The sequence below is a fragment of the Peribacillus sp. NPDC056705 genome (genome assembly GCF_043656335.1).
This window is the reverse complement of record NZ_JBHTYI010000021.1, coordinates 23,452-38,892: the sequence shown is the minus strand read 5'-3', so window position 1 is coordinate 38,892 and position 15,441 is coordinate 23,452. Positions and strand designations below refer to the sequence as shown.

General features: G+C 40.5%; 15 protein-coding genes, 1 pseudogene and 1 riboswitch. Of the genes and pseudogenes, 1 reads left to right on the top strand and 15 read right to left on the bottom strand.

Translation table 11 applies throughout. From position 1 onward, the window contains the following. Positions 1-11: 11 nt before the first annotated feature. From thiO to ACFRAK_RS20060, 14 genes and pseudogenes are all read right to left on the bottom strand, one after another. The gene (gene thiO / locus ACFRAK_RS20125) at positions 12-1,136 is read right to left on the bottom strand and encodes a glycine oxidase ThiO (RefSeq protein WP_387595886.1); all 1,125 of its coding nucleotides are present in this window, start codon (positions 1,134-1,136) and stop codon (positions 12-14) included. Between the two features lies 1 nt (position 1,137). Further along, positions 1,138-1,749, bottom strand: a complete 612-nt coding sequence (locus tag ACFRAK_RS20120; RefSeq protein WP_387707557.1) for a thiamine phosphate synthase — start codon at positions 1,747-1,749, stop codon at positions 1,138-1,140. A 40-nt stretch (positions 1,750-1,789) separates the two neighbouring features. Further along, a complete protein-coding gene (locus tag ACFRAK_RS20115) occupies positions 1,790-2,566 on the bottom strand; it encodes an energy-coupling factor transporter transmembrane component T family protein (protein WP_387595880.1) in 777 nt (258 codons plus the stop codon). A 16-nt stretch (positions 2,567-2,582) separates the two neighbouring features. Beyond that, positions 2,583-4,040, bottom strand: coding sequence for an ABC transporter ATP-binding protein (locus ACFRAK_RS20110; protein ID WP_387707556.1), 1,458 nt, complete (start codon positions 4,038-4,040; stop codon positions 2,583-2,585). A 10-nt stretch (positions 4,041-4,050) separates the two neighbouring features. Next, positions 4,051-4,635, bottom strand: a complete 585-nt coding sequence (locus tag ACFRAK_RS20105; protein ID WP_394572317.1) for an ECF transporter S component — start codon at positions 4,633-4,635, stop codon at positions 4,051-4,053. A gap of 14 nt (positions 4,636-4,649) precedes the next feature. Continuing rightward, complete coding sequence (gene tenA / locus ACFRAK_RS20100; RefSeq protein WP_387595871.1) at positions 4,650-5,333, bottom strand: thiaminase II; 684 nt, start codon at positions 5,331-5,333, stop codon at positions 4,650-4,652. Positions 5,334-5,467: 134 nt separating this feature from the next. Further along, positions 5,468-5,596, bottom strand: a riboswitch (TPP riboswitch). 135 nt (positions 5,597-5,731) lie between these two features. After that, a complete protein-coding gene (locus ACFRAK_RS20095; protein WP_387595868.1) occupies positions 5,732-6,478 on the bottom strand; it encodes an SDR family NAD(P)-dependent oxidoreductase in 747 nt (248 codons plus the stop codon). Positions 6,479-6,530: 52 nt separating this feature from the next. Then, complete coding sequence (locus ACFRAK_RS20090) at positions 6,531-8,168, bottom strand: AMP-binding protein (RefSeq protein ID WP_394572316.1); 1,638 nt, start codon at positions 8,166-8,168, stop codon at positions 6,531-6,533. An 18-nt stretch (positions 8,169-8,186) separates the two neighbouring features. Next, a complete protein-coding gene (menB, locus tag ACFRAK_RS20085; protein WP_260286159.1) occupies positions 8,187-8,987 on the bottom strand; it encodes a 1,4-dihydroxy-2-naphthoyl-CoA synthase in 801 nt (266 codons plus the stop codon). Positions 8,988-9,145: 158 nt separating this feature from the next. Then, positions 9,146-10,300: an acyl-CoA dehydrogenase family protein gene (locus tag ACFRAK_RS20080; RefSeq protein WP_387708555.1), complete on the bottom strand. Its 1,155-nt coding sequence runs from the start codon at positions 10,298-10,300 to the stop codon at positions 9,146-9,148. A gap of 269 nt (positions 10,301-10,569) precedes the next feature. Further along, positions 10,570-11,892 (bottom strand): sigma-54 interaction domain-containing protein, encoded by a 1,323-nt coding sequence (locus tag ACFRAK_RS20075; RefSeq protein WP_387595856.1) that lies wholly within the window; start codon positions 11,890-11,892, stop codon positions 10,570-10,572. Positions 11,893-11,897: 5 nt separating this feature from the next. Beyond that, a complete protein-coding gene (locus tag ACFRAK_RS20070) occupies positions 11,898-12,326 on the bottom strand; it encodes a MaoC/PaaZ C-terminal domain-containing protein (RefSeq protein ID WP_387708500.1) in 429 nt (142 codons plus the stop codon). Positions 12,327-12,474: 148 nt separating this feature from the next. Continuing rightward, positions 12,475-13,639, bottom strand: a pseudogene (locus ACFRAK_RS20065) (4-hydroxyphenylacetate 3-hydroxylase family protein); the annotation flags it as partial. A gap of 16 nt (positions 13,640-13,655) precedes the next feature. After that, the gene (locus ACFRAK_RS20060) at positions 13,656-13,793 is read right to left on the bottom strand and encodes a flavin reductase family protein (RefSeq protein WP_387708868.1); all 138 of its coding nucleotides are present in this window, start codon (positions 13,791-13,793) and stop codon (positions 13,656-13,658) included. A gap of 515 nt (positions 13,794-14,308) precedes the next feature. Between ACFRAK_RS20060 and ACFRAK_RS20055 the strand changes: the two genes are divergently transcribed. Further along, positions 14,309-15,094 (top strand): serine/threonine protein kinase, encoded by a 786-nt coding sequence (locus ACFRAK_RS20055; protein WP_387595847.1) that lies wholly within the window; start codon positions 14,309-14,311, stop codon positions 15,092-15,094. On the opposite strand, the gene ACFRAK_RS20050 is transcribed toward ACFRAK_RS20055, so the two are convergent. Beyond that, on the bottom strand, positions 15,091-15,255 hold the full coding sequence (locus ACFRAK_RS20050; protein ID WP_170974019.1) for a hypothetical protein: 165 nt from the start codon (positions 15,253-15,255) through the stop codon (positions 15,091-15,093). The two genes, ACFRAK_RS20055 and ACFRAK_RS20050, sit on opposite strands and share 4 nt — an antisense overlap. Positions 15,256-15,441 lie beyond the last annotated feature (186 nt).

Genomic DNA, 15,441 nt, shown 5'->3' with positions numbered 1-15,441 from the left:
ATCCACCTCCATTATGAAAAAAGAGTCTGTACCGAACGATCCAATCGAAAAGCGGACCATTCGGCATTTGTCTTCCTTTCTAAAAGATCAGCAATAAGTACACCTGTAATTGGAGAAAGCAGAATGCCATTCCTGTAGTGCCCCGTTGCAATGAAAAGTCCTTTGCATCCTGGATGTTCACCAAAGTACGGCAAGCCGTCCCCAGTTTGGGGGCGTATCCCTGCCCATGTCTTTTCCAATTCGGTTCCTTTAATCGCCGGAAGCAATTGCGTTGCCTTTTCTATTAACGTAGAAATCCCGTCAAGACTTACCTTTTGATCGAAAGTGTTCGCTTTAACCGTTGCCCCGACAATGATCCTTCCGCCAATTTTTGGTACAAGATAACAGCCATGTGAGAAGATTGTCTTTTCAAGCAATGGACGATCGGTCCGGACGGAAAAGCACTCACCCTTTACTGGATAACTGTCAAGTCCCATCCCTGATTTTTCAAGGAGAAAAGCACTCCAAGCCCCACCTGCCACGATGACATTTTCACTTGAAAATCCACCTATGTTCGTGACCACTCCCGTCACACATCCGTTTTCCGTAACTAAACCGGAGACATGAACGAATTCCTTTATGTCTACACCAAGGGCAGCTGCAGATTCAGTAAAAGCGAGCGATAGCCTAGTGGCAGAAACTTGTCCATCCTTCGGAATGAACATGGCCCCCTTAATCTCATCCGATAGAAGCGGTTCCGTTTTCCTCATTTCGGCAGTCGATAGCCATTCAGCCTCAAGTCCCGCATCTTGCTGGACTCTGATCATGTTCTTCAAATCGGCTACCTGATCATTCGTTAGCGCCACCTTAAACATGCCCTTGTTCACTAATTCGATGTCTATTCCACTTATGTCTTTTAATTCTTCCGCCAGTGCAGGAAACATCCCTCTGCTTCGGCTTGCCAATGTAAAAAGCGGGTTATCAGCATCCAACTCGGATTGTGCCCCTAACATCCCGGCTGCAGCACTGGATGCTTTACTGGCGAGTCTATCTTTTTCCAATAAAAGGACCTTTTTGCCTCGTTTGGCTAATTGAAAAGCAATGGATCCACCTATTACTCCTCCCCCAACAATGATTGCATCATATATGGAATTCATCTTATGTCTCCTTTCCCAAAGACCTCGAATATTCTTTAACGGCTTTAATCGGATTTTCAGCTTCAAGCACACCTGACATGACGGCAATTCCGCGTGCCCCCGCATCCAGTACGACTTGGCAATTGAAAGGTGTTATTCCGCCTATCGCAATTATCGGAAGATTGACATTTCTTGTGATTGCATTAAGCTCCTTAACTCCCTTAGGAGGAAGTCCGATTTTTGAATCCGTTTCAAAAACATGTCCATAAATCGCGTAATTGGCTCCTTTGCTGAATGCGGCTTTCGCTTCATCCATGGAATGGATCGAACAGCCAATATTCATCCCTGGAAAAGCTCCTTTTACGACTCCCGCATCTAAACTATGAAAAGCCAATTGCACACCAAATACTTTGTGTACCCAGGCTACATCCATCCGGTCATTAATGACGATCTTAGAAAGCGGAATCTTATTATCATGTAATAGGGTCACTGCTCGATAGAGTTCCGATGCACTCATTTGCTTTTCCCTTAGATAAAAGAAATCAACATGTTCTTGAATGTTTGAAGCGATCTCGACAAACTTTTCAATTGGCTGTTTCCCAGTAGAAATAATATGCAATTCATGTGCATTCATACTAAGAACCCCTAACTAGTAAAATTACCATCTCATAAAATCAAATAGATACTAACGGGTATTGAATCGATAGATAAAAGCCGGCCAACAGCAGGATGATAAAATACAAAATGAAACCATGATCCTTTTTTGAAAACCCAAATTCATAATAGTATGTTCGATTCCGAGTGTCTGTAAATCGCTTTGCCTCCATCGCAACCGCGATTCGGTGAGCACGTCTGATGCTTCCGGATAACAACGGGATGGAATAGGCTTTCATCTTAAAATATACAGATCTTATCCCTTTTCCCCTTTCGAAACCGCGTACCTTCATCGCGTTTCGTATCGTTTGGAACTCCTCCATCATGATGGGAATCAGCCTTAATGCCGCCATGAAACTATAGGCATATTTCGGTTTAAGCTTCACTTGCTGCATTAACGAATAAAACAAGTTCACTGGCCTTGTCGTTAAGGAAAAAGTTAATCCAAGGGCCGCAAAGAACAAAGCTCGAAAGCCCACAAGTATTCCCCTCATGAAACTTTCTTCCGTTATCGATATTAGGCCCCACTCGAACCAAAGCGTCTTACCTTGTCCGAATAATATCATTGCGGAAGAGGTGGATATAAAAATGAAACAAAAGGGAATCGATAAAAGTAAGATTCGTTTTATCGAATGCCCGGTAAAAAACAAAAATAAAAGTAATACGCCAATGGTGATATTCATCATATAATTCAGGTCATGAATGAATAACGCCACGATGCATAACACAATCAGTACACCAAGTTTAACGCTTGGATTAATTCTATGGAGCCATGTTTCTGTATTTGAAACATTCATCTACATGACACTCCTTTTAAAGTGATAAAACTTCAGTCTCCAAAAATCCGGCCTGCGCAATGTTTTCATCACTTATTACGTTTCCGTCCTTAACCATCCAGATCCTGGTAGCAAAGTTTTTTGAAATATGATCGTCATGAGTTACCATGATCACTGTTATTCCGCGCCTTCGATATTCCTCAAACCATTCCAGTAATGCAAAGGTATTTTTCGAATCTTGGCCAAAGGTCGGCTCATCCAGGAGAATGATTTTTTTATCTATTACGATTGAAGCAGCTACGCTTAGGCGACGCTTTTGACCCATTGATAATTGAAACGGATGTTTATCCCGATGTGCCATAAGGCCGAACACTTTAAGCAATGTGCGGACCCTCTCATCTATTTCTTGTTGAGGCCGTTTGTCAATCCGCAATGAATAGGCAATCTCTTCATATACAGTATTTGCAACGAACTGAAACTCAGGATTCTGAAAGACAAACGTCATATGATTTGTTGGATTTTTCACCCTTTTAATGGGGGTCCCCATTAATTCATACTTACCATCCGTTTTTATGAACTGCATCAGTGCTTGCAAAAGTGTGCTCTTTCCCGCGCCATTTTCTCCCCTGATTACAATCCATTCCCCTGAATGAACCTTCAGCTCTTCAATCTTGATTTTTTCCTCTTTATTCCGAAAACCGCTAAATCCTTGCACATGCATAAGGAGTGAATCATCTGTAAATTGGTGTTCACGAATGGGTGCATGCTGATTTACATATTCATCCCAAACACCTGGAAACCATATTCCATATTCTTTCATTTCATTTTTATATTGTGAAAGAATGGTGTCTCTTGGACCATCAGCCATGATTTGACCGTCATCATTAAAAAGCACGATTCGATCGATGAATTCTAAAACATGGTCAATTTTATGCTCGACGATTATAACCGTTTTGTCTCGACCAACTTCCTTCAACAAGTCCCAGATTTCTTTTGTTCCTTCCGGATCAAGCATGGCGGTTGGTTCATCCAAAAATATCACTTCTGGTTCAAGGGCCAATACTGAAGCGATTGCCAGACGCTGTTTCATCCCGCCTGATAATGTTTCTATACTTGTATGGCCTAGGTTCAATCCTACTTTACGGAGATGATATTGGATTTTCCCTTTCATTTCACCTTTAGGGACGGAAAGATTCTCAAGGACGAAGGCGATTTCCTCATCGGCAAATGGCATGCAAAACTGACTATCAGGGTCTTGAAAAACATACCCCCATGAAGAAGGGCATTTCATTTCTTCAACTTTCATCGGGACTTCGATGGAATTCGGAATCAATCCGCTTAACACTTGCAAAAGAGTGGACTTACCACATCCTGATGGTCCCAACAATAGTACCTTTTCTCCTATATCTAACGATAAGGATAGGTCCTTGAAAACCAAAGATTCATCACCGGGATATTTCATTCTTAACTTCTCAACTGAAATGATTGGTTCCATGGCCCTCAACCTAATTTTGATCCAGTTCTGCATAATCTTTATTTGAAACCGGACGAACAAGATTAGTTACTCCAGTCGCTTCCAAGACTTTAACTAGATAATAGGCAGTCACACCTGCAAAGAAAATGGAACCCACAAACCTCGCTATCATGAATAAAGATAGATTCCAAGTAGAAAGCGCACCAATTTCCCCGTATGCAAAATCCATTAGTACGGATGCAAAGCAGGAAGCTACCGCAGCTAAAACGGCCACCGACATATTGAATTTTTTATATTTGAACCCCATGAACACCAGTTCCGCGAACAAACCTTGGACCACCCCATATAACAGTACGGTCAGCCCCCAAGGAGAACCTAGAAAGAATTCCCCGGAAGCTGCAGCAATCTCCGCCAAAAGTGCCACACCCGGTTTCCGTAAAATTAAAAAGGCGACGGGACCAGCTATAAACCACATTCCATAAATAAGTTGATCCAGATGTAATCCTAATGGTTTAACAGAATAGTAAATCGAACCCCAAAGGATATAAACGATTCCAAATGCTACCGAAATCACGATCGTGACTAATATATCCGTTAATTTCAATCCTTTTTTCATTATTTCATTCTCCTTTATACTTCCAGTGTTTCCTGGTGCACAGGCCATGTCTCTAAACGATAAGCCATTTCCCAAAATGAGTATTCATATTGGCTGCTAAGGATAAAATGCTCTTTCATCCTCTCCTTATCTTCGTCCGTTACTTTTTCAGCAATCTCATCAAGCCTCGCAATTTGTTCTTCCACCAAAGTGCGGAACCACTCTCCTCCGTACGCCGCTATCCATTCTTGATAAATCGGCTCTTCGGGTATGCTACCTTGCAGCTTTTCACCTATTTCATAATACAGCCAGTAACACGGCAAGATGGCTGCAATAACATCACCTAAATGTCCCGAATAAGCTGCACGATACATATGGGAAGTATAAGCATAAGCAGTCGGGGCGGGTTTGAAATTTTGCCTTTCTTCTTTTGTGATGCCTAATCTCTCAGAAAAATTCTCATGAAGCTTCAACTCCGCTTCATATGTTCCTTGTGCATGGCCGGCAAGCCTGCTTGTTGTATGTAAATCTGTAGCTTTGACTGCCCCTAAAGCTTGAACCCTGGCAAAATGAGATAAATAATAGGCATCTTGCATGACATAAAAACGAAAACATTCCAATGGCAATGTGCCATCTCCTATTCCTGCAACAAACGGGTGATTAAAACTAGCTTCCCAAATATGGTCAACTTCCCGACGGATTTCCTCTGAAAACTTCATGTCCATTACCTCCAAATAGTATTTTTCAATGAATCTTACAGAAAAAAACTTTTATCACCCCTTTTTTTGCAAACAAAAAACCACTTTCTTAAACGTAAAGAAAGTGGTTGTACTTGAAAAAATACAGAAACGTATCGTTCCAGACCCCACTTCCCTACGCTGGTATAAACCAGATCAGGTTCTAAGGGTCTTAAAGTCATACTCTAATCTCAGCTTCTGCGGTAAAATCAACTTTTACCTATAAAGCACCCCTAGTGGTACAAATTGTATATTTAATTTTCATTTGCCTTTATATTAACACGATAAATCCAATTGTCAAACGTATTAGAAAAAGTTTTCAACCTAATGCTTTAAGTTTACTAGCCTTTCAATCTTGCATAACCACCCAACTATATTGATTAGACCATAGTTAATCCACCATTTACGGAAAGTGTTTGCCCCGTAATATACCCTGCATCTTCCGAAACGAAATAGGCAACAGCACTGGCAATGTCCTCTGGTTGAGCTAGCCGGCGAAATGGAATCGCTTTTTCCAAGGCACCTGCTATACCTTCATTGTATGAGCCTATTTCTTGAAATAGGGGCGTATCTGCAGGACCTGGCGCAATACAATTGATGTTGAGTTTGTGACGTGCCATTTCTCTTGCTATCGTTTTTGTGAAGGCAATCACCCCTCCCTTAGCAGCCGAATAAACTGCCTCTCCACTTGATCCTACTCTAGCTGCATCAGATGCAATATTTACTACCTTTCCATAACCATTTTCAATCATGAGAGGTAAAATTTCCTTGCAAGTATGGATCTGCCCAAGTAAATTAATATCGATAATCCTTTTCCAAGTGCTAGGATCGCTTTTTAAAAAAGGTTCCACCTTATCCCAGCCTGCATTATTAACCAATATATCTATTTTATGATAATGATTCACTGTTTCTTCAACGGCTTTTTTAACACTTTCTAATTTCGTTACATCACAATGGACCGCCCTGGCTTCAAAACCCGAATTTTCGATTAAAGAAACCGTTTCCTCAGCATTTTTATGATTTATATCAGCCACGATGATGTTAAAATTGCGAGAAGCCAATTTTTTTGCAATCTCTCTGCCAATTCCGCTTCCGGCACCGGTAATAAATGCGATTCTTTTATTCATCGTATTTCCCTCCACTTTCACCATTTAGTCAATATGGATTTATTTAAACTGCTTATATCTTGTCGACTAACTTTTCATTTATCATTTCCCGGAGCCGGAATTTCTGGATTTTCCCGCTTGCCGTACGAGGAAAGTCATCCATTATTTCAAGAAGTTCAGGCCAATATTGTTTGGCCAAACCCTTTTGCGAGAGAAATTCCTGCATGGAATCCATCGTGATCGGGCTCTTCCCCGTTTTCATGCTGATACATGCACATGCTTTTTCCTGAAGACGGGCATCTGGAACTGCAATAACCTGAGCGCTAGAAATATCCGGGTGTTCATACAATACATTTTCTACATAAGCGACTGGAATATTTTCACCGCCACGTATGATTATGTCTTTGTTTCTTCCAGAAATTCGAATATATCCTTCTTCATCAATGAATGCCCGATCACCGGTAATGAACCATCCGTCACTATATACAGCTAAAGTATCCTCGATCCGTTTAAAATAGCCGACAAAAAGAGCCGGACCCCTTACTAATAAAGAGCCTTCTATATTCGGGGCACAGACCTCCCCTTCAAAATCTACGACCTTTAGTTCCATTCCCGGAAACGGAATTCCGTCGGTATTCGTCAGTTTTTCTTCTGGATCTTCAAGTCTCGTCAAGGTTACCAAGCCATCTTCCGTTTGACCCCACCCTGACAATATCTTGAACGGGACTTTTTCCATGGCTTCCTTTACTAAATGCCTGGGAATCGGGGCACCTAAAGCTACGAAGACTCGTAGCGAATTAAGGTCATACCTTTCTATCCCCTCCATTTGAACCGTATCCTGCAGAAAAGGAGTAGCTCCGGCCGTAAACGTTATTTTCTCCCTCTCTACCCATTCAATAAACTCTTTCGGATTCCAAATGTCTTGATAGACTCCCGTACCTCCAATATGTGTAGGGAGCCTAACTCCATAACCAAAACCTGTTTGATGGGCAAACGTTGACGCCATGAAAAGAACATCATCAGATGTTAAATGTAAGCGATCAATCCAATAATTCGTTGATATACAAAGAGTATTATGGGTATGCATAACTCCTTTTGGACTTCCTGTGGTTCCCGAGGTAAAGATAATTTCAGTCACATCATTGGGGTCAAGTGTGATTTCATCCAAAATGGATGAATCAATCCGGTCTTCCCAAGGTTCCTCAAATAAAGAGGAGAGCAGTTTCATCCCATTCGGCGCTCTGTCACCCATCACGTATATATGTTTCATTGATGGCCATTGATGACTTAGTCTTTCAATCATATCAGGGTAATAAAACCCACGGAAATACTCTGGTACAACAATCATTTTAGATTCTGCCATCCCAACCATATAGCCAATTTCCCTATCTCGATAAATTGGTATCAATGGATTGCTAATGGCACCGATTCTTGTAACAGCATAATGCAAGATTATAAATTCATTCCAGTTAGGCAGTTGAAAAGAGACAACATCCCCCTTACCCAATCCTATATGCAAGAGACCCAAAGCGACCCGATCGACCAACTTACCAAGCTGCTTGTAAGTAAAACTGCTTTTTTTATCGATAATCGCCATCTTATCTGGATGCTTTACTATAGCATCATTCAAATAATCCAAGATGGTACGATTTGGCCAAACGCCTTTATATTCCCCCACATACTCCTGAGTCAAAATCGTCTCCAATTTCACCAGTTTTAATCCCCCTCATCAACCTCTGAATTTTTTAAAATCTACAGGCCTCTTTTCTAGGAAGGCGTTCTTTCCTTCTTCCGATTCTTTTGTATTGTAAAACATCGCTAAACTGCCCATCGATAGTTGAGAAATCCCTTGAATGTTGGCACTATCTGCATTAAAGGAATATTTGAGCATTTTTAGCGCAGTAGGACTCTTATCAAGGATCTTTCTTGCCCACTCCTCTGCTGCCTCGTGCAATTGTTCCGAGGCAACGATTTTGTTCACAAGTCCCATTTCCTTTGCTTCTTGTGCAGAATATTGTTCACATAAATACCAGATTTCCCTTGCTTTCTTTTCTCCGACAATTCGTGCTAAATAAGCTGAACCAAAACCTGCATCATAACTACCGACCTTTGGCCCACTCTGGCCAAATTTTGCCGTGTCAGATGCAATGGTTAGGTCACAAATGACATGCAGGACATGCCCGCCTCCGATGGCAAACCCATTAACCGCTGCAATGACCGGCTTAGGAATGTTGCGGATCGTTTGGTGCAGCGTTTCGATTTCCAGTCCCATTCCGCCTCCTAAACCACCCGAATGATTATATCCTCCTTCTTCTCCCTTTTCTTTTTGATCTCCACCTACACAAAATGCCTTCTCACCTGCTCCCGTCAGAATCACGATACCAACACGATTATCATCCCAAGCGTCGCGGAAAGCCCAAATTAATTCCTGAATGGTTCTGGCACGAAAAGCGTTATAAACTTTAGGTCTGTTCATTGTTATCTTTGCAATCCCACCATTTTTTTCATAGATTACATCTGTTAATTCCATCGTTTTCATTCCCTTCATTATCTTAGTGATTTGCCTTGTATCCCATCATTTCACTGTTAATTACGAACTTAATCGGTACCCAATACGACTGTGAATAATTTGAGTTTCTTCGTAATAGTTTACGTTTCAACAGAATGCAAAAATACCAATCCATTGGATTAATGAGAACGGAACTCCTTTCCTATAATGTCCTTTGCAATGACCATCATATTGGCTTGAGCAGTGCCATCACCAATTTCCAACCCAATCACATCACGCAAGCGTTGCTCAAGAGGCATTTCCTTCGTATAAGCATAATGACCATTCAACAGTAAACATTCATGGATAGCTTCTACACTATATTTAGGACCTAACCACTTAACGGAAGCCGATTCTTTACTATGATTCAGCCCTTGGTCACGAAGCCAAAGGCCTCGGTAGGCTTGCCACTTCACCAGTTCTAATTGGGTATGGTGGGTCACAAGTGGGAAGGAGACCCCTTGATATGTCGCCAACGGTTTACCAAATGAATGCCTGATTTTCACATATTCGATGGTTTCATCAATACTTTGTGAAGCGGTGCCCACACATTGCAGACCTATTAACAGCCGACTTAAATCGAACCCATTCATCACTTGGGAAAACCCTTTATTTTGAAGACCGATCATATACTCTTCCGGAATCTCGACATCTGTTAAATATATCGAACCTCTTCCAATGGGGATATTCCCCATGTCCGAGTACCCTCTACATTCAACACCCGGAATATCGGCAGGCACCATGAAAGCACTTATCCCACGATTTCCCCATTCAGGTTCCGTCTTTGCAAATAAAACAAAGGCATCTCCACACATAGCTACACTTATTCCAGACTTTTCTCCATTAAGCACATACTTATTTCCTTTATGTACAGCTGTTGTTTTAATTCCGCCCGCATCCGTACCGGCGGAAGGCTCCGTAATGGCAATGCCAACAATTTTTTCACCACTTGAAATTTGGGGAAGCCACTCCTTTTTCAGTTCCTCGCTAGCGTGATTATTGATAATTTCACCGATTAATGCATTCAACATCACCGCGTAAGTTAGATTGAAATCACCACGGCCTATCTCCTCAGCAGCTATCCCCGTTGTCACACAATCCGCACCGCTTCCGCCATATTCCACTGGAATCCGAAGGCCATTAACGCCAAGTTCTCCCAGATTTTTCCACAAGTGTTTTGGAGTAATCTCTTCGCGATCCCATTTTGTATAATGTGGAAGCAACTCTTCCTTCGCAAATTCTTTCAATATTTTACGAAAATAATCTTGCTCTTCCGTAAAAGAAAAATTCAGCACATCATTACCCCCTTGATTAATTACTAATTTATCTGAACCATATTTAAAACATTCTACGAAACATGAAACCTCTTACATGACAAACTATTATTGCAAGTTGTGTGCCAACTTGAATTCGCTACAAATTTGGCTATAGTTTCCAAAACCTTTCGCATCTTTGCATTTTTTCTCATTTCTGCAAATCAAATTTGCGAAACTTCACAAAAAAACACACACTTTATAAGTGTGCCCTAATGGTTACCCTGATTACATTTCATTGGATGATACTGCTATTTCAATTTGTATTTGGCAATTTTCCTATATAAACTAGCAACATGAATTTTCAGCTTTTGAGCTGCTAAAGAACGATCACCTTCCGAATCTTTCAATGCTCGCTGAATGGCGGATTTTTCAGCATTACCTACAACTTCATCCAACGTACCGGACATAGAATTATCCATCGATGAGGGAACCTCCATTATGAAATTAGGTGTAAAATATAAAGAATCCAGAGTTAGAGTCCCTCCATCTACGATATTCATTCCGCGTTCGATTATCGCTTTGATTTCACGGATGTTACCAGGCCAATCATATTGGATAAGCCAATCTTGGAGTTTAGGATCAATTTCTTTCACATTGGACCCTAACTTGTTATTGAAATGCTCGATGAAATGATATGCCAGAGGAAGAATATCTTCGTGCCGCTCCCTTAAAGTAGGAATTTTCAATTCAAAAACATAAAGTCGATAATATAAATCTTGGCGGAATTTCCCTTCTTGAATAAGGGTTCTTAAATCTCTATTCGTCGCCGCGATAATACGTATATCAACATTTTTAGTCCCCGTCCCCCCTAGTCTTTCCACTTCCCTTTCCTGTAAAACTCGTAATAGCTTTCCTTGAGCCTGATAAGGCAATTCAGAAATCTCATCTAAAAACAACGTACCATTTTGGGCTAATTCTATTTTTCCAGGCTTACCTTCTTTTTTCGCCCCGCTAAAAGCGCCAGCTTCATAACCAAAAATCTCCGATTCAAATAATTCATCTGGAATCGCGGCACAATTTACCGGCACAAATGGCTGTGCTTTTCTTGTACTCAAACTATGGATCGCTTGGGCAAAAAGTTCCTTTCCCGTTCCCGTTTCCCCTGTAAGCAGTACTGTTGAACTGCTTGTAGCAATTTTGGCGGCAAGTTCTTTTACCCTCTCTATCTCCTTACTCTTTCCAACAATCTCTTCGAAGCTATATCGACTTTGAACCACGGAATTTTTCTTGGGTTTATTCTTCTCCAAGGATTTGGAAAAATACACCAAATCACTGTATTCCAGTTCGTCTTGTCTGATGATTATGGTATAAATGGTAATACCTTCTTGTCGAAATACCCTTATAAAACAAGAGTGTCCACTGATCACACCAGAAAACACATGTTTGTGGGCAAGACCTTTCAAAGAAAAGTTGGAAGAAGTATGAATGACTCTCTTAATGGACTTTCCTATCAAATCAGTCGGCATCATCATGAAATATTCATAAAAATCAGCAGTTGCGCCTATAATTCTTCCATTTTCATCAACTTCAATTGATCCCCAATTCCTTATGACGTTTTTAACATTTTCCATTCACATCACCTAATACCTTGATTACTTAAAACAAAGATTACAACTTGACCCTTAATGACTTCAATTCCTGCCTGATTAAAGCAAGTCACCTTTTGCGTAACCCAATCTCTATTCAAATTAATATCGATAACCTCAAGTTCCGCTGAAATCATGTCGCCTATATGTACTGGATGATAAAAGACCAATTCCTTTTGTAAAAGTATACAGGCACTACCAGGGAGCTTTTCACTGATCACTTGAGTGATAAGGCCTTCCGTTAACAAACCAGGTACAACCGGCTTGCTGAAATTACTTTTCCATGCTTCTTTATTCACTTGATAAATCGGACTGAAGTCTTTTGTTAATTCATTACATAATTTTACGTCAGATTCTTTAAATGTACGTTGCATACTAGCAACCTGGCCAATGAACAAATCAGTGATTGTTAAACTCATAACACCGCTCCTTGTTTTTTCAGAATATTCAATTTTAATATAATACTAACTATACATAACTTTCCAATCAAATACTATAAAATGGGAGTTCGTTTGTGGTTTTACTCGTGAATTGTTTTATTTACCAAAAATCGCCTATATGTCAGGGAATGGTCTGGATAACTTCGATGGCACGAGGATACATCTCCGGAAGGAAGCCGCGAATCGTTTCCAATGCATCGGGATTTGGCCGGGCCTCACCGTAATCATTAATCGTGTACTCATATTCCGCTACCCGAAGCAGTGAACGGATGACTTCGACGGATTGAACAAGTTCACCCAAATCACGCTGTACATGCAGGAATCCATCAACTCCGATAGAGTCTGCCACTTTACAAGCTACTTCAACGGCAAATGCCAGTTTAATATATCCACGTACGCCTGATTGGTGAGCAGGCTGTTCTGCGATTCCCGTCATTGGATACAAGCGGTTTGCCGCCTCCACATTGTTGTATAAGAAGACACGATTCCAAGGAACCAGGACATCATTGAATACAAGCAGGGCATCCATTTCCTCATAGCGGGAGGCCAGTGGATGGTCAAACATCGAGCGTGTTCCGTCCTGCATTGGTTCCCGGCAGATTAATGCGCAGTCCAGGCGTATCGATCGGCAGTGCAAATGCTACCGCGTGACGTTCATCGCCTGGTGTGAATCCTGGGAAAGAATAGATAATCACCTCATCTGTAATCGGTGCCAGGGTTGCTAGCACCTTTGCACCGCGTACAAGTATTCCTTCTTCTTTTTCCTCAACGGTCCCTAAGTGGGTATATGTTTCTTTTTGTTCATGAGATTGCTTGCTTCGATCATTTTGAGGATTAATGATTGCATGCGTCAAGAATAAATCGTTGTCACGAATATAGGCATAATAGTCCATGATGTTCTTTGACCAGCCTTTGTTGTATTTATCAAGAAACCAGGAGTTATGTGCCATGGAAGTGACCACGACATTTAAAAAGTCCGGCGTTCTCCCCATTAGTCCATATGTCATCCTTGTATACACTTCAAATAATTTACTTCTTTTTTGCAAATCCTCCGATGTCTTCGGGAATAAGAAAGCATTATTGACACGTTCCCCAGTTTCTTTGCAAATGTGAGTGATTTCATCTTGATATTCCGGGTCATGTTGAATGTCATACAACCGCGCAATTTCTTGTATCGGCTGCTTAAAAATTGGCTCATTATAAATATCCTCAACCACTCTTCCAGAAAGCCAGACTTCTGGCTTTCTGGATTTAATTCTATTAATATATTCTTCACCGGTTTTAATGCCCATAAGAAACCCCCTTATTTTACAAGTTGTTTAGCAGACCCCATTTTCCCTCGATGAAAGTAAGCGCTTCTAAATCTTCGAAATGTAACTCCTGGATCTCACCGATGAACAATACATGATCACCAGCCTCAAACTCTTCCCTTGTTCTCCCAGTCAATTTAAAGTGTTCCCTGCTTATTGCCCGCAAATTGCCCTGCAATGGATTCTTGTTCATCCGACAATTTATAAATGGTAAAAGATTTATCTTTCATGCTAGTGCAGGCTTTTGCTTCATTATGAATTGATACTAAAGCGAGCGGGGGAACCAAGGAACCTAGGTAAATGAATTCATAGTGATACCCTTTTGAACTTTCCCATCAAACCAGCTTCCTATCGTGACTCCGGTTGGGAATTTGCCGAAGCAATTTCTCAACTCGCGCTCATCCATCTTATCACCTCCTACTCTTTCATTAGAATTCATTATAGTAAACTTAATAATTTTAAAAATCATATAATTTCATATTATGAAATTTAAGGAATTTTTTTAATACTCGTTTCAATTGTGAATTATCGTAAAAAGACTTTCATTACCGCATTAACAAAAATCAGTGTTAAACTATCCATGATCATTCGTATTTCCAGCTTTGGTCATTTCGACTCGAATATATGAAAGTGGTGAGGGAAGTTTCAATTTTGCGTTCCTTAAGAAAGATCTACCAATTTTTTGTGGATATTCCTTTAAAGAAAGGCGTGGTTTTGAATGACCGTTACGAGGTGAAAGCTGTAATCGGTAAAGGAAGCTACGGTATTGTTTACCTTTGCAATGATTTGAAGATGAATGAAAATATAGTGATCAAGCAGCTCCGGAAAAGTAAACGCCGCAGCAAAAAAGAGCTGAAACAGTTTGAAAATGAAATGATCATATTACGAATGTTAAACCACACGAACATCCCCAAATTTCACGGGCAATTTTCACATGACGGAAATGTTTATTTTGTGATGGATTTTATAGAAGGGGATAATTTAGAAGACCATATTTTCTTGAATCAATTAACATACAAAGAGAAAGAGTCTCTAATTTTTCTGGTTGAGCTGGTCAGTTTAGTAGCTTATCTACATGACCATGACATTTGCCATCAAGATTTACGTATACCAAATATTTTACTTAAGAACCATCAGCCCATTTTGATAGACTTTGGTTTGTCTAAAACGATCAATACGGCCGATCTCGCAAAAGACTCCATTTTAGAGCTGAAAAGGCAGGATTTTTACGACTTGGGGGAAATACTTCTTTATGTACTTTATACGACTTACGCTTCCAAAAGTAAAAAGGCCCTTCCTTGGACAGAAGAGCTTTCGTTAGAAAAAGAAACCGTGCATATACTGAAAAGATTATTAAGCATCCAAGAACCTTATTCAGATATTAAAGAAATCTCAATGGACCTGCAGGCTGCATTGAAGTCACAGAAATTGAATTAACTGCTGCTGCCACGCCCCTTTCTCTTGTAGCGGTCACTTCCACTCATGGGATACCTTTTATACCCTCGGCTGCTGCTGCTGCCTCGGCGATAATGACCATGTCTTCTCTCACTGCTTCCTTGGGAAAGTTGTTTGATTTTTTTCATTATTTTCTTTAGCATATCTTTCACCTCTTTTATTATGGTTTAAAGCTTGTTATTCATTTAGCCTAACATAGTCAAAGTATAAACCTTATTAATAAGTACTATAATTTTTGTGCTATATAAACAATTTCATGCTTACCAGATGATAAAACGTTTTTTAATCTTTCCATTAAAGATCAACGGGTAAGTTGAAATGACTGTAAA